Annotated in this window: 20 protein-coding genes; 15 read left to right on the forward strand and 5 right to left on the reverse strand. The window is 72.1% G+C overall.

Features of this window, described 5'->3' with window-relative positions:
• Positions 1-151 precede the first annotated feature (151 nt).
• Positions 152-454 (reverse strand): putative quinol monooxygenase, encoded by a 303-nt coding sequence (locus tag ACZ3ZE_RS30540; RefSeq protein WP_361626173.1) that lies wholly within the window; start codon positions 452-454, stop codon positions 152-154.
• Positions 455-565: 111 nt separating this feature from the next.
• On the opposite strand from ACZ3ZE_RS30540, the gene ACZ3ZE_RS30545 reads away from it, so the two are divergent.
• The 8 genes from ACZ3ZE_RS30545 to ACZ3ZE_RS30580 all read left to right on the forward strand — a co-directional run bounded on the left by ACZ3ZE_RS30545 (position 566) and on the right by ACZ3ZE_RS30580 (position 11,274).
• The gene (locus ACZ3ZE_RS30545) at positions 566-2,491 is read left to right on the forward strand and encodes an acyl-CoA dehydrogenase family protein (RefSeq protein WP_361626176.1); all 1,926 of its coding nucleotides are present in this window, start codon (positions 566-568) and stop codon (positions 2,489-2,491) included.
• A gap of 343 nt (positions 2,492-2,834) precedes the next feature.
• Positions 2,835-4,082 (forward strand): 3-phosphoshikimate 1-carboxyvinyltransferase, encoded by a 1,248-nt coding sequence (aroA, locus tag ACZ3ZE_RS30550; RefSeq protein WP_361177525.1) that lies wholly within the window; start codon positions 2,835-2,837, stop codon positions 4,080-4,082.
• Positions 4,083-4,116: 34 nt separating this feature from the next.
• Positions 4,117-5,367 (forward strand): 1-deoxy-D-xylulose-5-phosphate reductoisomerase, encoded by a 1,251-nt coding sequence (dxr, locus tag ACZ3ZE_RS30555; RefSeq protein ID WP_467261497.1) that lies wholly within the window; start codon positions 4,117-4,119, stop codon positions 5,365-5,367.
• The gene (locus ACZ3ZE_RS30560) at positions 5,364-6,668 is read left to right on the forward strand and encodes a M50 family metallopeptidase (RefSeq protein ID WP_361177521.1); all 1,305 of its coding nucleotides are present in this window, start codon (positions 5,364-5,366) and stop codon (positions 6,666-6,668) included. The genes dxr and ACZ3ZE_RS30560 overlap by 4 nt, the downstream gene beginning before the upstream one ends.
• Positions 6,669-6,771: 103 nt before the next feature.
• Positions 6,772-7,929, forward strand: a complete 1,158-nt coding sequence (gene ispG / locus ACZ3ZE_RS30565) for a flavodoxin-dependent (E)-4-hydroxy-3-methylbut-2-enyl-diphosphate synthase (protein WP_361177519.1) — start codon at positions 6,772-6,774, stop codon at positions 7,927-7,929.
• A gap of 120 nt (positions 7,930-8,049) precedes the next feature.
• Positions 8,050-8,895, forward strand: a complete 846-nt coding sequence (locus ACZ3ZE_RS30570) for a GNAT family N-acetyltransferase (protein ID WP_361177517.1) — start codon at positions 8,050-8,052, stop codon at positions 8,893-8,895.
• A 30-nt stretch (positions 8,896-8,925) separates the two neighbouring features.
• A complete protein-coding gene (locus ACZ3ZE_RS30575; RefSeq protein ID WP_361626179.1) occupies positions 8,926-9,471 on the forward strand; it encodes a GNAT family N-acetyltransferase in 546 nt (181 codons plus the stop codon).
• A gap of 102 nt (positions 9,472-9,573) precedes the next feature.
• On the forward strand, positions 9,574-11,274 hold the full coding sequence (locus ACZ3ZE_RS30580) for a proline--tRNA ligase (RefSeq protein WP_361177513.1): 1,701 nt from the start codon (positions 9,574-9,576) through the stop codon (positions 11,272-11,274).
• Between the two features lie 86 nt (positions 11,275-11,360).
• On the opposite strand, the gene ACZ3ZE_RS30585 is transcribed toward ACZ3ZE_RS30580, so the two are convergent.
• Genes ACZ3ZE_RS30585 through ACZ3ZE_RS30600 form a run of 4 tightly spaced genes read right to left on the reverse strand, consistent with a single transcriptional unit; the run spans position 11,361 to position 14,256 of the window.
• Positions 11,361-12,338, reverse strand: a complete 978-nt coding sequence (locus ACZ3ZE_RS30585) for a slipin family protein (RefSeq protein WP_361626182.1) — start codon at positions 12,336-12,338, stop codon at positions 11,361-11,363.
• Between the two features lie 40 nt (positions 12,339-12,378).
• Positions 12,379-13,263 carry an aminoglycoside phosphotransferase family protein gene (locus ACZ3ZE_RS30590; protein ID WP_361177508.1) on the reverse strand — a complete coding sequence of 295 codons (885 nt, stop codon included), beginning with the start codon at positions 13,261-13,263 and terminating at the stop codon, positions 12,379-12,381.
• A 40-nt stretch (positions 13,264-13,303) separates the two neighbouring features.
• Positions 13,304-13,720, reverse strand: coding sequence for a ferritin-like domain-containing protein (locus ACZ3ZE_RS30595; RefSeq protein WP_361626188.1), 417 nt, complete (start codon positions 13,718-13,720; stop codon positions 13,304-13,306).
• Complete coding sequence (locus ACZ3ZE_RS30600) at positions 13,717-14,256, reverse strand: hypothetical protein (RefSeq protein WP_361626191.1); 540 nt, start codon at positions 14,254-14,256, stop codon at positions 13,717-13,719. The genes ACZ3ZE_RS30595 and ACZ3ZE_RS30600 overlap by 4 nt, the downstream gene beginning before the upstream one ends.
• Positions 14,257-14,412: 156 nt before the next feature.
• On the opposite strand from ACZ3ZE_RS30600, the gene rimP reads away from it, so the two are divergent.
• From rimP to truB, 7 genes are all read left to right on the forward strand, one after another.
• Positions 14,413-14,910, forward strand: coding sequence for a ribosome maturation factor RimP (gene rimP, locus ACZ3ZE_RS30605; RefSeq protein WP_361177502.1), 498 nt, complete (start codon positions 14,413-14,415; stop codon positions 14,908-14,910).
• Between the two features lie 2 nt (positions 14,911-14,912).
• Positions 14,913-15,908: a transcription termination factor NusA gene (nusA, locus tag ACZ3ZE_RS30610; protein WP_361177500.1), complete on the forward strand. Its 996-nt coding sequence runs from the start codon at positions 14,913-14,915 to the stop codon at positions 15,906-15,908.
• A 73-nt stretch (positions 15,909-15,981) separates the two neighbouring features.
• Positions 15,982-16,263, forward strand: a complete 282-nt coding sequence (locus ACZ3ZE_RS30615; protein ID WP_361177498.1) for a YlxR family protein — start codon at positions 15,982-15,984, stop codon at positions 16,261-16,263.
• 148 nt (positions 16,264-16,411) lie between these two features.
• On the forward strand, positions 16,412-19,513 hold the full coding sequence (gene infB / locus ACZ3ZE_RS30620) for a translation initiation factor IF-2 (protein WP_361177496.1): 3,102 nt from the start codon (positions 16,412-16,414) through the stop codon (positions 19,511-19,513).
• Between the two features lie 138 nt (positions 19,514-19,651).
• The gene (locus ACZ3ZE_RS30625; protein ID WP_361177674.1) at positions 19,652-19,945 is read left to right on the forward strand and encodes a DUF503 domain-containing protein; all 294 of its coding nucleotides are present in this window, start codon (positions 19,652-19,654) and stop codon (positions 19,943-19,945) included.
• Positions 19,946-19,981: 36 nt separating this feature from the next.
• The gene (gene rbfA, locus ACZ3ZE_RS30630) at positions 19,982-20,422 is read left to right on the forward strand and encodes a 30S ribosome-binding factor RbfA (protein ID WP_361177494.1); all 441 of its coding nucleotides are present in this window, start codon (positions 19,982-19,984) and stop codon (positions 20,420-20,422) included.
• Positions 20,419-21,345 (forward strand): tRNA pseudouridine(55) synthase TruB, encoded by a 927-nt coding sequence (gene truB, locus ACZ3ZE_RS30635; RefSeq protein ID WP_361177492.1) that lies wholly within the window; start codon positions 20,419-20,421, stop codon positions 21,343-21,345. Before rbfA ends, truB begins: the two co-directional genes overlap by 4 nt.
• Positions 21,346-21,465: the final 120 nt, after the last annotated feature.

Here is a 21,465-nt window from a genome sequence, read left to right on the forward strand (position 1 = left end):
GGACGCACCACAGACCGACGGCCGGAGCCCACTGTGCGGGGGCTCCGGCCGTCCCCGTTTCCCGCGTTTCCCGCGTTTGCCGCGTTTGCCGCGTTTCCCCGTTTCCCCGCCTCCCCGGTTTCCCCGTTCCCTCCCCGGTACCGCCCCCGCGTCACGCGACCGGCGTGTCCACCAGGCGGACGACCTCGGCCGGGCCGGCCCGGAAGGCCTTGTTCGCCGCGGCGGCGGCCGCCATGTGCGGGGCCGCGTCGTGCGCGGCGAGCGCCTCGGCCGAGGCCCAGCGCTCCAGCAGCACGAAGCGGTCGGCGTCGCCCGCGACCCGGTGCAGGTCGTACTGGAGACAGCCCTCCTCCGCCCGTACGACGGGCGCGAGCCGCTCGAAGGCGGCGACCTGCTCGGCGCCCCGGCCGGGCAGCGCGGTGATGTGGATGAGGAGCTTGATCGTCTGAGACATGGCGGGGACCCTACGCGTCCTCCGTACGGTCCGCCCGTCTTTCCCAACCCGTGGATATCGGGTACCACGGACGAGTAGCCCCCCAACGACGAGCGGCGAGGTGAGCTCCTCATGTCCGCACCCACCCAGCGTCCTCCCAAGGTCTCCGAACGCGAGGCCCGGCAGGTCGCCGAGGCGGCCCGCCAGCAGGACTGGCACAAGCCCAGCTTCGCCAAGGAACTCTTCCTCGGGCGTTTCCGACTCGACCTCATCCACCCCCACCCGCTCCCCGCCGACGAGGACGTCCGGCGCGGCGAGGCCTTTCTCGCCAAGCTGCGGGAGTTCTGCGCGACCCGCGTCGACGGCGCCCGCATCGAGCGCGAGGCCCGCATCCCCGACGAGACCGTCACCGGCCTCAAGGAGCTGGGCGCGCTCGGCATGAAGATCGACCCCAAGTACGGCGGCCTCGGCCTCACCCAGCTGTACTACAACCGGGCGCTCGCCCTGGTCGGCTCCGTCAGCCCCGCGCTCGGCGCGCTGCTCTCCGCCCACCAGTCGATCGGCGTCCCCCAGCCGCTGAAACTGTTCGGCACCCAGGAGCAGAAGGACGCCTTCCTGCCCCGGCTGGCCCGCGACGCCCTGTCCGCGTTCCTCCTCACCGAGCCGGACGTCGGCTCCGACCCCGCCCGGCTCGCCACCACCGCCGTACCGGAGGGCGACGAGTACGTCCTCGACGGCGTGAAGCTGTGGACCACCAACGGGGTCGTCGCCGACCTCCTCGTCGTCATGGCCCGCGTCCCCGCCTCCGAGGGCCACAAGGGCGGCATCACCGCCTTCGTCGTCGAGGCCGACGCGCCCGGCATCACCGTCGAGCACCGCAACGCCTTCATGGGCCTGCGCGGCCTGGAGAACGGCGTCACCCGCTTCCACCGGGTGCGGGTCCCGGCCACGAACCGCATCGGACCCGAGGGCGCCGGCCTGAAGATCGCCCTCACCACCCTCAACACCGGCCGCCTCTCGCTGCCCGCCGCCTGCGCCGGAGCCGGCAAGTGGTGCCTGAAGATCGCCCGCGAATGGGCCGCCGAACGCGAGCAGTGGGGCAAGCCGGTCGCCCGGCACGAGGCCGTCGGCACGAAGATCTCCTTCCTCGCCGCCACCGCCTTCGCCCTGGAGGCCGTCGTCGACCTGGCCTCCCAGATGGCCGACGAGGACCGCAACGACATCCGCATCGAGGCCGCCCTCGCCAAGCTGTACGGCTCCGAGATGGCCTGGCTGATGGCCGACGAACTGGTCCAGATCCGCGGCGGCCGCGGCTACGAGACCGCCGACTCGCTCGCCGCCCGCGGCGAACGCGCCGTCCCCGCCGAACAGCTCCTGCGCGACCTGCGGATCAACCGCATCTTCGAGGGCTCGACCGAGATCATGCACCTGCTGATCGCCCGCGAGGCCGTCGACGCCCACCTCGCCGTCGCCGGCGACATCATCGACCCCGACAAGGCCTTCGCGGACAAGGCGAAGGCGGGCGCCCGCGCGGGCGGCTTCTACGCCCGCTGGCTGCCGAAACTGGTCGCGGGACAGGGCCAACTGCCCGGCGCGTACGGGGAGTTCGGCGAGCTCGCGACCCACCTCAGGTTCGTCGAGCGCACCTCCCGCAAACTGGCCCGCTCGACCTTCTACGCCATGTCCCGCTGGCAGGGGAAAATGGAGCTCAAGCAGGCCTTCCTCGGCCGGATCGTCGACATCGGCGCGGAACTCTTCGCGATGAGCGCGGTCTGCGTACGGGCCGAACTCCTGCGAACCACCACCGACCACGGCCGCGAGGCCCACCAGCTCGCCGACGCCTTCTGCCGCCAGTCCCGGCTGCGGGTGGACGAGCTTTTCGGCCGACTGTGGGCCAACACCGACGACCTCGACCGCAAGGTCGTCGACGGCGTCCTCGCGGGCTCGTACACCTGGCTGGAGGAGGGCATCCTCGACCCGAGCGGCGACGGCCCCTGGATCGCGGACACCACCCCCGGACCCTCGACGGAGGAGAACGTCCACCGGAAGATCCCGTAGGGCGCGTCACGGAACACGGCCGCGCCCGGGCACACGGCCGCGCCCGGGCACACGGCCGCGCCCGGGCACACGGCCCGCGTCCGGGTACGGCCGTGTCCGGGCAAACGGCGCGCCGGGCACGACCGCGCCGGGCACGACCGCGCCCGGCACACCGCGCTGGGCACACCGCGCCGGGCACGACCGCGCCCGGTACGGCCGTGCACGGACGCGGGCCACGCGGGCCACGCGGGCCACGCGGGCCACCCGGCCCACCCCGCCTCCGCCCCCCACCCCGCCGGAAGCCCCCCGTCCACTGGCCGAAACGCCCCGCCCCCCATCCGCCCCCCACGGCACACTGGGCCCCGTGACCGTCATAGACATCCCCGGCTCCAAGTCCGTCACCGCCCGCGCGCTCTTCCTCGCCGCCGCGGCCGAAGGCACCACCACGCTCCTGCGGCCGCTGCGCTCCGACGACACCGAGGGGTTCGCCGAGGGGCTGAAGGCTCTCGGTTACGCCGTGCGGCAGGAGCCCGGCGCCTGGCACATCGAGGGCCGGCCCGCCGGCCCCGGGGCTGCCGAGGCCGACGTGTACTGCCGCGACGGCGCCACGACCGCCCGCTTCCTGCCCGCCCTCGCCGCCGCCGGCCACGGCACCTTCCGCTTCGACGCCTCGCCCCAGATGCGCCGCCGCCCGCTCGGCCCGCTCACCACCGCCCTGCGCGAGCTCGGCGTCGAGCTCGCCCACGGGGAGCGCGAGGGCCACCACCCGCTCACCGTCACCGGCCGCGGCATCAAGGGCGGCGCGCTGCGCCTCGACGCCGGACAGTCCTCCCAGTACCTCACCGCCCTGCTGATGCTCGGCCCGCTGACGGCCGACGGCCTCGCGATCACCGTCACCGACCTGGTCTCCGAGCCCTACGTGGAGATCACCCTCGCGATGATGCGGGCCTTCGGCGCCGAGATCACCCGCGAGGACGGCTCCGAAGGGCGTACGTACACCGTCGCGCCCACCGGCTACCGCGCCACCACCTACGCCATCGAGCCCGACGCCTCCACCTCCAGCTACTTCTTCGCCGCCGCCGCGCTCACCCCCGGCGGCGAGGTCACCGTGCCCGGCCTGGGCACCGGCGCCCTCCAGGGCGATCTGGGCTTCGTCGACGTGCTGCGCCGGATGGGCGCGGAGGTGACGGTCGCGGCGGACCGGACCACCGTGCGCTCCACCGGCGCTCTGAGCGGCCTCACCGTCAACATGCGCGACATCTCCGACACCATGCCGACCCTCGCCGCCCTCGCCCCCTTCGCCGAGGGGCCGGTCCGCATCGAGGACGTCGCCAACACCCGGGTCAAGGAGTGCGACCGCCTCGACGCCTGCGCCGAGAACCTGCGCGCGCTCGGTGTCACCGTCGACACCGGACCGGACTGGATCGAGATCCACCCCGGCACTCCCGCGGGACCCGTCGAGATCGCCACCCACGGCGACCACCGCATCGTGATGTCGTTCGCCGTCACCGGGCTGCGTACGCCCGGTGTCACGTTCGACGACCCCGGCTGCGTACGGAAGACGTTCCCGGACTTCCACACCGTTTTCGAGGCGTTCGCCCGGGGGCTGTGAGGAGCGCACAGTCTTTGCGGCAAGAATGGGGGGCATGAGCGACCGCCCCTCTCCTCTCGCCGACCCGCACATCGCCTTCGATGTGTCCGCCGGACGCCGCGACATCGTCGTGCTCGGCTCCACCGGGTCCATCGGCACCCAGGCCATCGACCTGGTGCTGCGCAATCCCGACCGGTTCCGGGTCACCGCCCTCGCCGCGTCCGGCGGCCGGATCGGACTGCTCGCCGAGCAGGCGCACCGGCTGCGGGTCGGCGCGGTCGCGGTGGCCCGCGAGGAGGCGCTGCCCGAGCTGCGCGAGGCGCTGACCGCGCTGTACGGCTCCGAGCCGCTGCCCGAGCTGCTCGCCGGCCCCGACGCCGCCACGCAGCTGGCCGCGTCGCCGTGCCACACGGTGCTCAACGGCATCACCGGCTCCATCGGCCTGGCGCCCACGCTCGCCGCCCTGGAAGCCGGACGCACCCTCGCGCTCGCCAACAAGGAGTCGCTGATCGTCGGCGGCCCGCTGGTGAAGGCGCTGGCCAAGCCCGGCCAGATCATCCCGGTCGACTCCGAGCACGCGGCCCTCTTCCAGGCGCTCGCCGCCGGCACCCGTGACGACGTCCGCAAGCTGGTCGTCACCGCCTCCGGCGGTCCCTTCCGCGGCCGCACCCGGGCCGAGCTGGAGGGCGTGACCCGCGAGGACGCGCTGGCGCACCCGACCTGGGCCATGGGCCCGGTGATCACGGTCAACAGCGCGACCCTGGTCAACAAGGGCCTGGAGGTCATCGAGGCCCACTTGCTCTACGACATTCCGTTCGACCGTATCGAGGTCGTCGTCCACCCCCAGTCGTACGTCCACTCGATGGTCGAGTTCACGGACGGCTCGACGCTCGCCCAGGCCACCCCGCCGGACATGGGCGGCCCGATCGCCATCGGCATCGGCTGGCCCGAGCGGGTCCCCGACGCGGCCCCCGCCTTCGACTGGACCAAGGCCTCCACCTGGGAGTTCTTCCCCCTCGACAACGAGGCCTTCCCGTCGGTGAACCTGGCCCGCCGCGTCGGCGAGCTCGGCGGCACCGCCCCCGCCGTCTTCAACGCCGCCAACGAGGAGTGCGTGGACGCCTTCCTCGCCGGAAGGCTGCCGTTCAACGGAATCATGGATACGGTCACCCGAGTCGTCACCGAGCACGGCACCCCGGACCGGGGAACCTCGCTCAGGGTGTCGGACGTCCTGGAAGCGGAGACCTGGGCAAGGGCCCGGGCCCGGGAACTCGCGGCGAAGGCAATCGCGGAGGCGCGCGCATGACCGTTCTTTTGTACGTACTGGGCCTGGTGCTGTTCGCCTTCGGCCTGCTCGTCTCCATCGCCTGGCACGAGCTCGGCCACCTCTCCACGGCCAAGCTCTTCGGCATCCGCGTGCCCCAGTACATGGTCGGCTTCGGCCCCACCGTCTGGTCCCGCAAGAAGGGCGAGACCGAGTACGGCTTCAAGGCGATCCCCGCCGGCGGCTACATCCGCATGATCGGCATGTTCCCGCCCGGCAAGGACGGCCGGATCGAGGCCCGCTCGACCTCCCCGTGGCGCTCCATGATCGAGGACGCCCGCGAGGCCTCCTTCGAGGAGCTCCAGCCCGGCGACGAGGACCGGCTCTTCTACACGCGCAAGCCGTGGAAGCGCGTCATCGTGATGTTCGCCGGACCGTTCATGAACCTGGTCCTGGCCGTCGTGCTCTTCTTCGGCAGCGCCATGGCCATCGGCTTCGAGGCCCAGACCACCAAGGTCGCCGGCGTCCAGAAGTGCGTCATCCCGCAGTCCACCAAGCGCGAGGCCTGCCAGACCGGCGACCCGGTCTCGCCCGCGTTCGCCGCGGGACTGAAGCCGGGCGACAGGATCCTCGCCTTCAACGGCACCCCCGTCGAGGACTGGAACACCCTCTCCGACCACATCCGCGACACCATCGGCCCCGCCACCATCACCGTCCAGCGCGGCGACCAGCGGATCGACCTGCACCCCACCCTCATCAAGAACGAGGTCTACAAGAAGGACGCCGACGGACGCGTCGTCCAGCCGCTGCAGACGGTCCCCGCCGGCTACCTCGGCTTCGCCTCCAAGACCGAGGTCACGCCGCTGACCTTCGGCCAGTCCGTCACCCGCATGTCCGACCAGCTGCAGGCCGGCGTCGAGTCCGTCATCGCCCTGCCCGGCAAGATCCCCGACCTGTGGAACGCCGCCTTCGGCGGCGGCGAGCGCGCCCAGGACTCCCCGGTCGGCGTCGTCGGCGCCGCCCGCATCAGCGGCGAGCTGATGACCCTGGAGGCGCCGCCGCAGACGATCCTCGTCTGGTTCATGAACCTGCTGGTCATGTTCAACGTGTCGCTGTTCCTGTTCAACATGCTCCCGCTGCTCCCGCTCGACGGCGGCCACATCGCCGGCGCCCTGTGGGAGTCGATCCGCCGCCACACCGCGCGGATCTTCCGGCGCCCCGACCCGGGCCCCTTCGACGTGGCCAAGCTGATGCCGGCCGCCTACGTCGTGGCAGGCGTGTTCGTCTGCTTCACGCTGCTCGTCCTCGTCGCCGACATCGTCAATCCGGTGAAGCTGACCTGAGCCGCACGCGGCCGGAACCCGTGCGGTGTCCGGCCGCCCGCCCGCGGGGCGGTAATCTCGAAGACCTGAGCCCGATGAACCACACCTTGGGGTTGTACAGCTGATGACCGCCATCTCTCTCGGAATGCCTTCCGTCCCGACCAAGCTGGCCGAGCGGCGCAAGAGCCGCCAGATCCAGGTCGGATCGGTGGCCGTCGGCGGCGACGCCCCCGTGTCGGTGCAGTCCATGACCACCACCCGCACCTCGGACATCGGTGCCACGCTCCAGCAGATCGCCGAGCTCACCGCCTCCGGCTGCCAGATCGTCCGGGTGGCCTGCCCCACCCAGGACGACGCCGACGCCCTCGCGACCATCGCGAGGAAGTCGCAGATCCCGGTCATCGCCGACATCCACTTCCAGCCGAAGTACGTGTTCGCCGCGATCGACGCCGGCTGCGCCGCGGTCCGGGTCAACCCGGGCAACATCAAGCAGTTCGACGACAAGGTCAAGGAGATCGCCAAGGCGGCCTCCGAGACCCGCACCCCGATCCGTATCGGCGTCAACGCCGGCTCGCTCGACGCCCGCCTGCTCGCCAAGTACGGCAAGGCCACCCCCGAGGCGCTCGTCGAGTCCGCCCTCTGGGAGGCCTCCCTCTTCGAGGAGCACGGCTTCGGCGACATCAAGATCTCGGTCAAGCACAACGACCCGGTCGTCATGGTCAACGCCTACCGCCAGCTGGCCGCCGCCTGCGACTACCCGCTGCACCTCGGCGTCACCGAGGCCGGACCGGCCTTCCAGGGCACCATCAAGTCCGCCGTCGCCTTCGGCGCGCTGCTCTCCGAGGGCATCGGCGACACCATCCGCGTCTCCCTCTCGGCCCCGCCGGTCGAGGAGGTCAAGGTCGGCAACCAGATCCTGGAGTCGCTGAACCTCAAGCCGCGCCGCCTGGAGATCGTCTCCTGCCCGTCCTGCGGACGCGCCCAGGTCGACGTCTACAAGCTGGCCGAGGAGGTCACCGCCGGCCTGGAGGGCATGGAGGTCCCGCTGCGCGTCGCCGTCATGGGCTGCGTCGTCAACGGCCCCGGCGAGGCCCGCGAGGCCGACCTCGGTGTCGCCTCCGGCAACGGCAAGGGCCAGATCTTCGTGAAGGGCGAGGTCATCAAGACCGTCCCCGAGTCGAAGATCGTCGAGACCCTCATCGAAGAGGCCCTGAAGATCGCCGAGCAGATGGAGAAGGACGGCGTCGCCAGCGGCGAGCCGACCGTCGCCGTCGCCGGCTGAAACCGCGCCCGACCGAAGCCCCTCCGCCTTCCGAGACGGAGGGGCTTCGCGCGCCCCGGGCCGCGGGGGACGGGGGTAAAGTGCGGAGACCAGCAGAAACCGCACGGTGAGGCCCCCCTCGTGTTGACGCAGACCTCCACCCGGGTCCTCGAACCCGCCGACCTCGGCGCCGCGCTCGCCGTCCTGGAGAGCGCCCCCGTCGAGAACGCCTTCGTGACCGCCCGCGTCCAGATCGCCGGCCTCGACCCCTGGCGCCTCGGCGGCGAGATGTGGGGCTGGTACGCCGACGGGCAGCTGCGCTCGCTCTGCTACTCCGGCGCCAACCTGGTCCCCCTCTGCGCCACCCCCGAGGCCGTCCGCGCCTTCGCCGACCGGGCCCGCCGGGTCGGCCGCCGCTGCTCCTCGATCGTCGGCCCCGCCGGACCCACCGCCGAGCTCTGGCGGCTCCTGGAGCCGGGCTGGGGCCCCGCCCGCGACGTCCGCGCCCACCAGCCGCTGATGGTCGCCCAGGGACCCTCCACCACCGTCGCCCCCGACCCGCTGGTCCGCCGGGTCCGCAAGGACGAGATGGAGGTGATCATGCCCGCCTGCGTGGCCATGTTCACCGAGGAGGTCGGCATCTCCCCGATGTCCGCCGACGGCGGACTCCTCTACCAGGCCCGCGTCGCCGAGCTCGTCGGCTCCGGCCGCTCCTTCGCCCGCATCGAGGACGGCAAGGTCGTCTTCAAGGCCGAGATCGGCGCCGCCACCCGCCAGGCCTGCCAGATCCAGGGCGTCTGGGTCGCCCCCGAACACCGCGGCCGCGGCCTCTCCGAGACCGGCATGGCCGCCGTCCTCCAGTACGCGCTCGCCGACGTCGCCCCCCTCGTCAGCCTCTACGTGAACGACTACAACACCCCCGCCAGGGCCGCGTACCGCCGGGTCGGCTTCGACGAGGTCGGTGCCTTCATGAGCGTGCTGTTCTGAAGCACCCGCACGGCTTGTAGGGTGCGGCGCATGGATGACACGAAGGTCGTGATCGGGCCGGTCAATCTCGCCGCGCGCGTGGACGAGGCGCTCGCCGTGCAGGCCCAGGCCTTCGGGCTCGAAGCGGACGAGATCGTCGTACGCCGCCACATCGTGCTGCGCCACCTGCTCAACCCCGGCGCCACCGCCTACGGGGCGACCACCCCCGACGGCAGGCTCGTCGGCTTCGTGTACGGGATGCCCAACGACCGCACCCACTGGTGGTCCACGATCGTCGAACCGTATCTGCGCACCACCGGCAGCCAGGGCTGGCTCGACGACTCCTTCGTCATCACCGAGCTGCACGTCCACCCGGCCTTCCAGGGCCGCGGCATCGGCCGCGCGCTGATCACCACCATCACCGACGGCTCCGAGCTGCCCCGGTCCATCCTCTCCGCCATCGACACCGACAGCCCCGCCCGCGGCCTGTACGCCTCCCTCGGCTACCTCGACCTCGCTCGGCAGGTCCACTTCCCCAGCGCGCCCCGCCCGTACGCCGTCATGGGCGCGCCCCTGCCGCTGAAGCGCGGGAACTGATTTCACCGACCCGCCCCCGCCCGGCTAACCTCCTAGCCAAGACCCTCCCCCACTCTCGGCTGCGCTCGAACGGGGGACCCCATCGGCAGGAGTACGAGAACCATGGCCAACGCACCGGTCCAGCGCATGTCGAAGTTGATGGCGAAGACGCTGCGCGACGACCCGGCGGACGCCGAGGTCCTCAGCCACAAGCTGCTGGTCCGCGCCGGCTACGTCCGCCGCACCGCCGCCGGCATCTGGAGCTGGCTGCCGCTGGGCAAGAAGGTCCTCGCCAACGTCGAGCGCGTCGTCCGTGAGGAGATGGACGCCATCGGCGCCCAGGAGGTCTCCCTGCCGGCCCTGCTGCCCCGTGAGCCCTACGAGGCGACCGGCCGCTGGGACGAGTACGGCGCCGAGCTGTTCCGCCTCCAGGACCGCAAGGGCGGCGACTACCTCCTCGGCCCGACGCACGAGGAGATCTTCACGCTCCTGGTGAAGGACCAGGCGTCGTCCTACAAGGACCTGCCGGTCATCCTGTACCAGATCCAGTCGAAGTTCCGTGACGAGGCCCGCCCGCGGGCCGGCATCCTGCGCGGCCGCGAGTTCCTCATGAAGGACTCGTACTCCTTCGACACCGAGGACGAGGGCCTCGCGCACTCCTACGCCCTGCACCGCCAGGCGTACCAGCGCGTCTTCGAGCGCCTCGGCCTCGACTACCGCATCTGCGCCGCCACCGCGGGCGCGATGGGCGGTTCGAAGTCCGAGGAGTTCCTCGCCCCGGCCGAGGCCGGCGAGGACACCTTCGCCGACTGCCCGAACTGCGACTTCGCCGCCAACACCGAGGCGGTCTCCTTCGCGCTCACGCCCGTGGACGGCTCCGCGGTCCCGGCCGCCGAGGAGATCCCCACCCCGGACACCCCGACCATCGAGACCCTCGCCGCCTCCCTCGGCGTCCCGGCCTCCGCCACGCTGAAGAACCTCCTCGTGAAGGTCGACGGCGAGATCGTCGCCGTCGGCGTGCCGGGCGACCGCGAGGTCGACCTCGGCAAGGTCGAGGCCCACTTCGCCCCCGCGACGGTCGAGATGGTCACCGAGACCGACTTCGCCGAGCGCACCGACCTGGTCCGCGGCTACGTCGGTCCGCAGGGCCTGGAGAAGGTGACGTACATCGCCGACCCGCGCGTCGCGCCGGGCACGGCGTGGATCACCGGCGCCAACAAGGCCGGCACCCACACCAAGAACGTCGTCGCGGGCCGCGACTTCGAGGTCGAGGAGTACGTCGACGTCGTCGTCGTCCAGGACGGCGACCCCTGCCCGAAGTGCGGCACGGGCCTGAAGCTGGACCGCGCGATCGAGATCGGCCACATCTTCCAGCTCGGCCGCAAGTACGCCGACGCGCTCAAGCTGGACGTCCTCGGCCAGAACGGCAAGCCGGTCCGCGTCACCATGGGCTCCTACGGCATCGGCGTCTCCCGTGCCGTCGCCGCCCTCGCCGAGCAGACCGCCGACGACAAGGGCCTGTGCTGGCCCGCCGAGATCGCCCCGGCCGATGTCCACGTCGTCGCGGCCGGCAAGGCCCAGCAGATCGAGCTGGCCCTGGAGGTCTCCGACAAGCTGGCCGCCGCCGGCCTGCGGGTCCTCGTCGACGACCGCGCCGGTGTCTCCCCGGGCGTCAAGTTCACCGACGCCGAGCTCATGGGCGTCCCGAAGATCCTCGTCGCCGGCCGCCGCGCCGCCGAGGGCATCGTCGAGCTGAAGGACCGCCGCACCGGGGACCGCGAGGAGCTCCCGGTCGACGAGGCGATCGCCCGCCTGAGCGCGTGAGCGTCTGAGCGCCTGAGCGCCTGAGCGCGTGAGCGTCTGACGCTGAAAGGTCTCCGCCCCGCCGTTCCCGGCGGGGCGGAGGCCTTTCAGTGGTCTCGGGAACCCCCGTCGTCCTCGTGCGGCGCCGGCTCCACCGACGCCCCCGTCAGGTCCTCGATCGCCTCCGCCGCGTGCGACGCGCCCTTCAGGTACGCGTCGGAGTACGGCATGGGCGGCACCGCCGGCGGTGGCGCGGGCTTCGGCGCCACGGGCTTGTGCGATTCAGGCTTCGACGATTCCGGCTTCGGCGACGCCGGCTCCGGCCCGCCGCCCGCGCGCTCCAGGAAGCGGAGGAGTTCGACCGGGATCGGCAGGACCAGGGTCGAGTTCTTCTCGGCCGACACCGCCATCACCGTCTGCAGCAGCCGCAGTTGGAGCGCGGACGGCGTGTCCTCCATCTGGCGCGCCGCCTCCGCCAGCTTCTTCGAGGCCTGGAGCTCCGCGTCCGCGTTGATCACGCGCGCGCGCCGCTCCCGGTCCGCCTCGGCCTGCCGGGCCATCGAGCGCTTCATCGTCTCCGGCAGCGACACGTCCTTGATCTCCACCCGGTCGATCGCCACGCCCCAGCCCATCGCCGGGCTGTCGAGCATCAGCTCCAGGCCCTGGTTGAGCTTCTCGCGGTTGGACAGCAGGTCGTCGAGGTCGCTCTTGCCGATGATGGACCGCAGCGAGGTCTGCGCCATCTGCGAGACGGCGAACTTGTAGTCCTCCACCCGCACCAGCGCGTCCGCCGCGTCCACGACCTTGAAGTAGACGACCGCGTCGACCCGCACTGTCACGTTGTCCCGGGTGATGCCCTCCTGGGCCGGCACGGGCATGGTGACGATCTGCATGTTCACCTTGTGCAGCCGGTCGATCACCGGAACGATCATCTGGAAGCCGGGCTGACGCACCCCCTCGACGAGCCGCCCGAAGCGGAACACCACTCCGCGCTCGTACTGCTTCACCACCCGCGCCGCGGCGCCCGCGTACACCGCGACCGCCGCCCCCGCCCCCACGACTGCTATCAGGATCTCCTGGATCATGACGGGCCCCCTGAGAAAGGGTTACAAAAAGGGTATTCCCTTACAGCCAGCCCGCGAACTCAAGGAGCAGTTCCGCGTCCGCCGGCCGCCCCGCGTCGAGCGCGCGCGTCGCGGACTCGACCGCGCGGAACAGCGTCCAGCCGCGCAGCCGCTCCCGGTCCATGTCCAGCGCGTCGGCCAGCTTGTTCACCCGCCGCCGGGCCGCCGAGGCCCCCGCCGACGCGGCCACCAGGTCCTCCACCCGGTCCCGCACCAGCCGCGCCAGGTCGAACGCCCGCTCGCCGACCAGCGGCTCGGGGCCGACCGCGAGCCAGGGCACCCGGTCACCCGCGAGGACCTTGCCCTGGCGGAAGCAGCCGTGCAGGAGCAGCGTCTCGGCCTCGCCCGCGAGCAGCTCCTCGCGGGCCGCGAGCGCGGCCGTCACCAGCGCGCCGGCCTCGGCGTCGGCCCGGTGCGCGCCCATCGCGGCGGCCTGCCGCCCGGTCCGTTCGGCGACCGACTCGAAGCCGTGGCCGGCGGGCGGCTCGACCCAGAGCCGCCGGACGGTCCCGGCGGCCTCCAGGAGTGCCTTCGCCTCCGGCAGCGAGCGCAGCGAGACCTCGGGGTGCAGCCGCTCCAGGAGCAGCCCGCCCTCCTCGGTCCCGCCGAGCAGGCGCACCGCGCCCCAGCCGTTCCAGTGCGCGAGCGCGTCCCGCTCCAGGTCGGGGCGGGCGACGGCGGGTGCCAGCTTGAGGGCGGCCTGCGGGACGAGGACGACGAGGCTGCTCCGACCGCCCGGGGCCATCACCCGTTCGGCGACCAGACCGGCGTGCTCCAGCGTCTCCCGGGCGAGCTCGGGGAGCGTCCCGAGCCACTCGGCCGCGACGGCCTCCCCGTACGTCTCGCCGAGCGCCCGCACCAGTCGCTGCGGCGGTTCGAAACCCATGCGTGCCTTGTTCCTTCGTTTCCTCGGTGTCAGGCGGGTACTACGCCCGTTCGGCGAGCCCAGGAAAGGTTACGTCGCTGCCGCGCCAGCGGACGGCACGGACCGCCGCCTCGCGCAGCGCGGCGGCCGCGTCCTTGCGCAGCGGACCGTCCGCGGAGCGCACCAGATCGGAGTAGACCCCGGCGACCCGGTCCTCCAGGACGGCCGCGAGGCGGAGGGCCGCGGCGGTGTCCGGGACGCCGAACGGCAGCTCGTACGCGGCGGCGGCGACGACCGGCTCGCCGCCCAGGTCGCGGACGGTGCGGCGCAGCGCGTCCCGGCGGGCGCGGTGGCCCTCGTACGCGGCGGTGGCCTCGGCGCGCCGGGCCTCGCCGACGCGGGCGCCGACGACCCCGTACCCGTACACGGCGGCGTGCTCGGCGGCGAGTGCGGCCTGGGCCGCGTCGAGCGCGGTCATCCGCGGCCCCCTTCGGTGAGCAGATAGGCGTGGGCCGCGCCGGCGGCGGCGACGGAGGCGAGCAGCCGGGCGTACTCGGGCGGCGCCGTCAGGAGCGCGGCGGTGTGGGTGTCGGCGGTCGCCCGTTCGGCGGCGGCCAGTTCGGTGAGCGCGACCGCCGGATCGGCCGGTACGGGGGCGGGCGGGGCGGGGGAGTGGGGTGCGGCGGCCGTGGCGGACGCCGTGGGCTCCGGTGCCGGTGCCGGGGGTGTGCCGCCCTCGCCGAGCGCCTTCACGTGGGCCGCGACCGAGGCCCGCAGCGGCGTGAGCCGGCCGGCGAGCGAGGGGTGCGCGGTGAGCACCGCGTCGTACCGGCCGAGCAGGGTGCGGGCGGTCGCCGCCGAGCGGGTGCGCAGCGCGGCCTCGGCGCGCGCGGCGCGTTCGGCGGCGCTGGGAAGCTCCGGGCGCGTGTCGCCGGAGGAGGTGCACCCGGCGAGTGCCGTCGCGGTGCCCGCCGCCCCGGCGGTCAGGAGCGCGCGCCTGCCGATGGTCCTCACGCCTTCTCCCTCACGCTCAGATATTCGAAGATCACCGCAGGCGAGCGTACCCGCGGCCCCCGGCCCGGTGGACGGCAACACCCTTCCGGACCGGATACCCTTTGATCTGACACGCGACGAACCCACAACAGCACACGCGGCCGAGGAGTCACCCGGATGAGCACCACCCAGAGCGAACGGCTGCGCGGTCTTCTGGAGCCGCTCGTTCACGAGAAGGACCTCGACCTCGAGGAGATCGAGGTGTCCCGGGCCGGCCGCCGCGGACTGCTGAGGGTCATCGTCGACTCGGAGGAGGGCGTCGAGCTCGACGCCTGCGCCGAGCTGAGCCGCGCCATCTCCGAGAAGCTGGACGCGAGCGACGTGATGGGCGAGGGCGAGTACGTCCTCGAAGTCAGCTCCCCCGGCGCCGACCGCCCCCTGACCCAGCACCGCCACTACGTGCGCGCCGTCGGCCGCCTGGTGAAGCTGAACCTGGACGAGGGGGGCGAGCTGGTCACCCGGATCATCGCCGTGGACGAGGACGGCCTCGACACCGAGGTGCCGGGCGTGAAGGGCCGCAAGGCGACCGCCCGCCGGGTCGAGTTCGCCGAGATCACGAAGGCGCGTGTCGAGATCGAGTTCAACCGCAAGGACAAGAAGGAAGAGGAGGCGTAGCCGTGGACATCGACGTGAAGCTCCTTAAGGGCTTGGCGAATGAGAAGGAGATCTCCTTCGACCTGTTGGTCGAGGCGATCGAGTCGGCCCTCCTCATCGCGTACCACCGCACCCCCTCCGCCGCGCGCCACGCCCGTGTGGAGCTGGACCGGCACACCGGTCACGTGACGGTGTGGGCGAAGGAAGACCCGGCCGACCTGGAGGAGGGGCAGCAGCCCAAGGAGTTCGACGACACGCCGTCGGACTTCGGCCGGATCGCGGCGAGCACCGCCCGCCAGGTCATCCAGCAGCGGCTGCGGGACGCCGAGAACGACGTCACCTTCGGCGAGTACGCCCGCCGTGAGGGCGACATCGTGGCCGGCCAGGTGCAGCAGGGCAAGGACCCGAAGAACGTCCTCGTCAAGCTGGACGACAAGCTGGAGGCCATCCTTCCGGTGCAGGAGCAGGTGCCGGGCGAGGACTACACGCACGGTCTGCGGCTGCGCACGTACGTCGTCCGGGTGGCGAAGGGTGTCCGCGGTCCGTCCGTCACCCTGTCGCGCACGCACCCCAATCTGGTGAAGAAGCTCTTCGCCCTGGAGGTGCCGGAGATCGCCGACGGCTCGGTCGAGATCTCGGCCATCGCCCGTGAGGCCGGTCACCGCACCAAGATCGCCGTCCGTTCGACCCGTTCGGGCCTGAACGCCAAGGGCGCCTGCATCGGCCCGATGGGCAGCCGGGTGCGCAACGTCATGGCCGAGCTGCTCGGCGAGAAGATCGACATCGTCGACTGGTCGGACGACCCGGCCGAGATGGTGGCGAACGCGCTCTCCCCGGCGCGGGTGTCCAAGGTCGAGATCGTGGACCTGGCCGCCCGTTCGGCCCGGGTGACGGTGCCGGACTACCAGCTGTCGCTGGCGATCGGCAAGGAGGGGCAGAACGCCCGTCTGGCCGCCCGTCTGACCGGCTGGCGGATCGACATCCGTCCCGACACCGAGGTCTCGGACCCCCGGGACTGAGATCGTATTTGGCCAACAGCTGTTCGATTTTTACCCCGAACGGGTGAGGTCGGTACGGGGAGGTAGACTTAACGTGTCTGGCCGGACGCATGCCCGCCCGTGCCCTGAGCGAACCTGTGTGGGTTGCCGGGAGCGAGCGGCCAAGAGCGACCTGCTGCGGATCGTGATGAATAAGGACGAGTGCGTCCCCGATCATCGCGGTACGCTGCCCGGCCGGGGTGCGTACCTGCACCCCGCCGTGGTCTGTCTCGACCTGGCGGTGCGCCGCCGAGCTTTCCCCAGGGCCTTCAAGGCCCCGGGACCGCTCGACACGGCGGCTCTCCGCCACCACGTCGAACAGCCGGCACAGCAGTGAACAAGAAGTACGGCACGGAATCCCGTGCGGTCAGGTACCTCGCGAGTTGGAAGTAGGTCGAGATTGCGATGAGCACTCGATGAGTACGCGATGAGTACGCCCATGAAGTAGCGACGGTCCGGCGGTAACCGGACCTAAAAGGAGCGAAGTGGCTAAGGTCCGGGTATACGAACTCGCCAAGGAGTTCGGAGTCGAGAGCAAGGTCGTCATGGCCAAGCTCCAAGAACTCGGTGAATTCGTCCGTTCGGCGTCCTCGACGATCGAGGCGCCGGTCGTGCGCAAGTTGACTGACGCTTTGCAGGGTCCCGGCGGCAACGCCGGCAAGACCGCTGCCAAGCCCGGCGCGCCCCGCAAGGCGACGCCTTCCCCCGCGAAGCCCGCAGCGCCGTCCCCGGCCGCCGCGGCTCGCCCCGCTGCCCCCAAGCCCGGCGCCCCGGCCCCCAAGCCGGCCCCCGCCGCGCCTGCGGCGCCGGTCACTCCGGCCGCGCCCGCCAGCAGCACCCCCTCCGCGGCTCCGGCCGCCTCCGGCCCGCGTCCGGGTCCGAAGCCGGCCCCGAAGCCCGCGCCCGCCGCGCCGGCTCCGACCACCCCGGAGTTCACGGCCCCCCCGACGGCTCCGACGGCCCCCGCCGCCGGTCCCCGTGCGGGCGGTTCCGCCCCCGGCCCGCGTCCCGCCTCCGCCCGTCCGGGCCAGCAGGCGCCGCGTCCGGGTCAGCAGGCCCCGCGTCCCGGCGGTCAGCAGGCCCCGCGTCCGGGCGGTCGCCCGGCCGGCCCGCGTCCGGGCAACAACCCCTTCACCTCCGGTGGCTCCACCGGCATGGCGCGCCCGCAGTCGCCGCGTCCGCAGGGTGGCGCTCCGCGTCCCGGCGGCGCCGGTGCCCCCGGTGGCGCTCCGCGTCCGCAGGGCCAGGGCGGCGTTCCCGGCGCCCCGCGTCCCCAGGGCGGCGCCGCGCGTCCGACCCCGGGTGGCATGCCTCGTCCGCAGGCTCCCCGTCCGGGCGGCGCGCCCGGCGGTAACCGTCCGAACCCGGGCATGATGCCGCAGCGTCCCGCTGCCGGCCCGCGTCCGGGCCCCGGCGGCCGTGGTCCGGGTGGCCCCGGCGGTCGTCCCGGTGGTCCCGGTGGTGGCGGCGGCGGTCGTCCCGGCTTCGCCGGTCGTCCGGCCGGTCCCGGCGGTGGCGGCGGCGGCTTCGCCGGCCGTCCCGGTGGTCCCGGTGGTGGCGGCGGCGGTCGTCCGGGTGGTCCCGGCGGCGGTGGCGGCGGCTTCGGCGGTCGTCCTGGTGGCTTCGGTGGCCGTCCCGGCGGTCCGGGTGGCCGTGGTGGCACGCAGGGCGCCTTCGGTCGCCCCGGCGGTCCCGCGCGTCGCGGTCGCAAGTCGAAGCGTCAGAGGCGCCAGGAGTACGAGGCCATGCAGGCCCCGTCCGTGGGCGGCGTGATGCTGCCTCGCGGCCACGGCGAAGCCATTCGCCTGTCGCGCGGTGCGTCCCTCACCGATTTCGCCGAGAAGATCGGCGCCAACCCGGCGTCGCTCGTCGCGGTGATGATGAACCTCGGTGAGATGGTCACGGCCACGCAGTCCGTCTCCGACGACACGCTGACGATGCTCGGCGAGGAGATGAACTACACCGTTCAGATCGTCTCGCCGGAGGAAGAGGACCGCGAGCTCCTCGAGTCCTTCGACATCGAGTTCGGCGAGGACGAGGGCGGCGAAGAGGCTCTGGTCTCCCGTCCGCCGGTCGTCACCGTCATGGGTCACGTCGACCACGGTAAGACCCGACTGCTCGACGCGATCCGCAAGACGAACGTCGTCGCGGGCGAGGCCGGTGGCATCACCCAGCACATCGGTGCCTACCAGGTCGGCACCGAGGTCAACGGCGAAGAGCGTCGCATCACCTTCATCGACACCCCGGGTCACGAGGCGTTCACCGCCATGCGTGCCCGTGGTGCGAAGTCGACCGACATCGCGATCCTCGTGGTCGCGGCCAACGACGGCGTCATGCCGCAGACGATCGAGGCGCTCAACCACGCCAAGGCCGCCGGCGTCCCGATCGTCGTCGCGGTCAACAAGATCGACGTCGAGGGTGCGGACCCGGTCAAGGTCCGCGGTCAGCTGACCGAGTTCGGTCTGGTGGCCGAGGAGTACGGCGGCGACACGATGTTCGTCGACATCTCCGCCAAGCAGGGTCTGCACATCGACTCCCTGCTGGAGGCCGTCGTCCTCACCGCCGACGCCTCGCTCGACCTGCGGGCCAACCCGAACCAGGACGCGCAGGGTATTGCGATCGAGTCGCACCTCGACCGTGGTCGCGGTGCCGTCTCGACCGTCCTGGTCCAGCGCGGAACGCTGCGCATCGGCGACACCGTGGTGGTCGGCGACGCGTACGGCCGTGTCCGGGCGATGCTCGACGACAAGGGCAACAACGTCGAGGAGGCGACCCCGTCGACTCCCGTCCTGGTCCTGGGTCTCACCAACGTCCCGGGTGCCGGCGACAACCTCCTGGTGGTCGACGAGGACCGTACGGCCCGCCAGATCGCCGAGAAGCGCGCTGCGCGTGAGCGCAACGCCGCCTTCGCCAAGCGCGTCCGCCGGGTGTCCCTCGAGGACCTCGACAAGGTGCTCAAGGCCGGTCTCGTCCAGGAACTCAACCTCATCATCAAGGGCGACGCGTCCGGTGCGGTCGAGGCCCTCGAGTCCTCGCTGCTCCAGCTCGACGTCGGCGAAGAGGTCGACATCCGTGTCCTGCACCGCGGTGTGGGTGCGGTCACCGAGTCGGACATCGACCTGGCCATGGGCTCCGACGCCATCGTCATCGGCTACAACGTCCGTGCGGCCGGCCGTGCCGCGCAGATGGCGGAGCGCGAGGGCGTCGACGTCCGGTACTACTCGGTCATCTACCAGGCGATCGAGGAGATCGAGGCGGCGCTCAAGGGCCTCCTCAAGCCGGAGTACGAAGAGGTCGAGCTCGGTACGGCGGAGATCCGCGAGGTCTTCCGCTCGTCCAAGCTGGGCAACATCGCCGGTGTCCTCATCCGCTCGGGCGAGGTCAAGCGCAACACCAAGGCGCGCCTCCTCCGCGACGGCAAGGTCATCGCGGAGAGCCTCAACATCGAGGGTCTGCGCCGCTTCAAGGACGACGTCACCGAGATCCGCGAGGGCTTCGAGGGTGGTATCAACCTCGGAAACTTCAACGACATCAAGATCGACGATGTCATCGCCACGTACGAGATGCGCGAGAAGCCGCGCGCCTGACGTACAGCGTTGATCCGGGGCCGGTCGGCGGGAAGGAATTCCGTCGATCGGCCCCGGCCGTTGCGTGTACGGTTCTGATGTCCCTGCCAAGCGGTTGGCGGGGCCATGAACCCGAACCGGCGGGACATCCGGGCATACATGTATGTGGGGACGCTGTCCTTCGATCTGCTCCTCGGCGACGTACGGTCGCTGAAGGAGAAGCGCTCCGTCGTCAAGCCGATCGTCGCCGAGCTCCAGCGGAAGTTCTCCGTGAGCGCGGCGGAGGTGTCGGGCCAGAACCTCCATCGGCGGGCCGAGATCGGCGTCGCGATGGTGTCGGGCGACCCGGGGCATCTCAGCGAGGTACTGGACCGGTGCGAGCGCCTGGTCGCCGCCCGGCCGGAGGTGGAACTGCTGTCGGTTCGACGCAGGCTCCACTCCGACGAAGACTGAACTCAGCAAGCAAGGCAAGAAAGAGGAGAAGGACCAGTGGCCGACAACGCGCGGGCGAAGAAGCTGGCGGACCTCATCCGGGAGGTGGTCGCCGAGAAGCTGCAGCGCGGCATCAAGGACCCGCGCCTGGGTACGCACGTGACCATCACGGACACCCGCGTCACCGGTGACCTGCGGGAGGCCACGGTCTTCTACACGGTCTACGGGGACGAGGAGGAGCGGGCCGGCGTCGCCGCCGGCCTGGAGAGCGCCAAGGGCGTCCTGCGTTCGGCCGTCGGCCGGGCCGCGGGCACCAAGTTCACCCCGACGCTCACCTTCGTGGCGGACGCCCTTCCGGAGACCGCCAAGAACATCGAGGACCTCCTCGACCAGGTGCGCGCCTCGGACGCCAAGGTGCGCGACGCGTCCTCGGGCGCGACGTTCGCCGGTGGGGCGGACCCCTACAAGAAGCAGGGCGAGGACGAAGCCGCCGAATGAGCACCGCACAGAAGACGCCCGGCGGTGCCTCCCGGCCGACGGCCGCGGAAGGGCTTGTCATCGTCGACAAGCCGTCGGGCTTCACTTCGCACGACGTCGTGGCCAAGATGCGGGGGATCGCCAAGACCCGCCGCGTCGGCCACGCCGGCACGCTCGACCCCATGGCGACGGGCGTCCTCGTCCTCGGCGTGGAGCGGGCGACCAAGCTGCTCGGTCACCTCGCGCTGACCGAGAAGGAGTACCTGGGCACGATCCGGCTCGGGCAGACCACGATCACCGACGACGCCGAGGGCGAGATCACGGCGTCGGTCGACGCTTCGAAGGTCACCCGCGAGCAGATCGACGCGGGGGTCGCGGAGCTCACCGGCGCCATCATGCAGGTGCCGTCGAAGGTCTCGGCCATCAAGATCGACGGCAAGCGGTCCTACGCGCGGGTGCGCGGCGGCGAGGAGTTCGAGATCCCGGCCCGGCCGGTCACCGTCTCCTCCTTCCGCGTGTACGACGTGCGCGAGGACACCGCGGAGGACGGCACCCCGGTCATGGACCTGGTGGTCTCCGTCGTCTGCTCCTCCGGTACGTACATCCGGGCGCTCGCCCGTGACCTGGGCGCCGGCCTCGGCGTGGGCGGCCATCTGACCGCGCTGCGCCGCACCCGGGTCGGCCCGTACAAGCTGGACTCCGCGCGCACCCTGGAGCAGCTCCAGGAGGAGCTCACGGTCATGCCGGTCGCCGACGCGGCCGCGGCGGCGTTCCCCCGCTGGGACGTCGACGAGAAGCGGGCCGAGCTCCTGCTGAACGGCGTCCGCCTGGACATGCCGGAGTTCCCGCCGGGCGCGGTCGCGGTCTTCGGCCCGGGCGGCCGGCTGATCGCCCTCGTCGAGGCGCAGCGCGGCAAGGCGAAGAGCCTGGCCGTCTTCGGCTGAGCAAGCGACTCCCTCGTGGGGGGGGGCCCCCCCCGGGGCCCCCCCCCCAACCCCCCCCCCCGGGGGCCGGGCCCCCCCGGGGTGGCGGGCTCACCCCATGGGGCGGGGGCGCGGAGCCCA

It is taken from the genome of Streptomyces sp. NPDC023157 (genome assembly GCF_055560575.1).

What these genes read in the sequence shown, in the direction of transcription:
- ACZ3ZE_RS30540 (WP_361626173.1), bottom strand. Translation starts at nt 454, where the DNA reads ATGTCTCAGACGATCAAGCTCCTCATCCACATCACCGCGCTGCCCGGC.
- ACZ3ZE_RS30545 (WP_361626176.1), top strand. Translation starts at nt 566, where the DNA reads ATGTCCGCACCCACCCAGCGTCCTCCCAAGGTCTCCGAACGCGAGGCC.
- dxr (WP_467261497.1), top strand. Translation starts at nt 4,117, where the DNA reads ATGAGCGACCGCCCCTCTCCTCTCGCCGACCCGCACATCGCCTTCGAT.
- ACZ3ZE_RS30560 (WP_361177521.1), top strand. Translation starts at nt 5,364, where the DNA reads ATGACCGTTCTTTTGTACGTACTGGGCCTGGTGCTGTTCGCCTTCGGC.
- ispG (WP_361177519.1), top strand. Translation starts at nt 6,772, where the DNA reads ATGACCGCCATCTCTCTCGGAATGCCTTCCGTCCCGACCAAGCTGGCC.
- ACZ3ZE_RS30575 (WP_361626179.1), top strand. Translation starts at nt 8,926, where the DNA reads ATGGATGACACGAAGGTCGTGATCGGGCCGGTCAATCTCGCCGCGCGC.
- ACZ3ZE_RS30580 (WP_361177513.1), top strand. Translation starts at nt 9,574, where the DNA reads ATGGCCAACGCACCGGTCCAGCGCATGTCGAAGTTGATGGCGAAGACG.
- ACZ3ZE_RS30585 (WP_361626182.1), bottom strand. Translation starts at nt 12,338, where the DNA reads ATGATCCAGGAGATCCTGATAGCAGTCGTGGGGGCGGGGGCGGCGGTC.
- ACZ3ZE_RS30590 (WP_361177508.1), bottom strand. Translation starts at nt 13,263, where the DNA reads ATGGGTTTCGAACCGCCGCAGCGACTGGTGCGGGCGCTCGGCGAGACG.
- ACZ3ZE_RS30595 (WP_361626188.1), bottom strand. Translation starts at nt 13,720, where the DNA reads ATGACCGCGCTCGACGCGGCCCAGGCCGCACTCGCCGCCGAGCACGCC.
- rimP (WP_361177502.1), top strand. Translation starts at nt 14,413, where the DNA reads ATGAGCACCACCCAGAGCGAACGGCTGCGCGGTCTTCTGGAGCCGCTC.
- ACZ3ZE_RS30625 (WP_361177674.1), top strand. Translation starts at nt 19,652, where the DNA reads ATGTATGTGGGGACGCTGTCCTTCGATCTGCTCCTCGGCGACGTACGG.
- truB (WP_361177492.1), top strand. Translation starts at nt 20,419, where the DNA reads ATGAGCACCGCACAGAAGACGCCCGGCGGTGCCTCCCGGCCGACGGCC.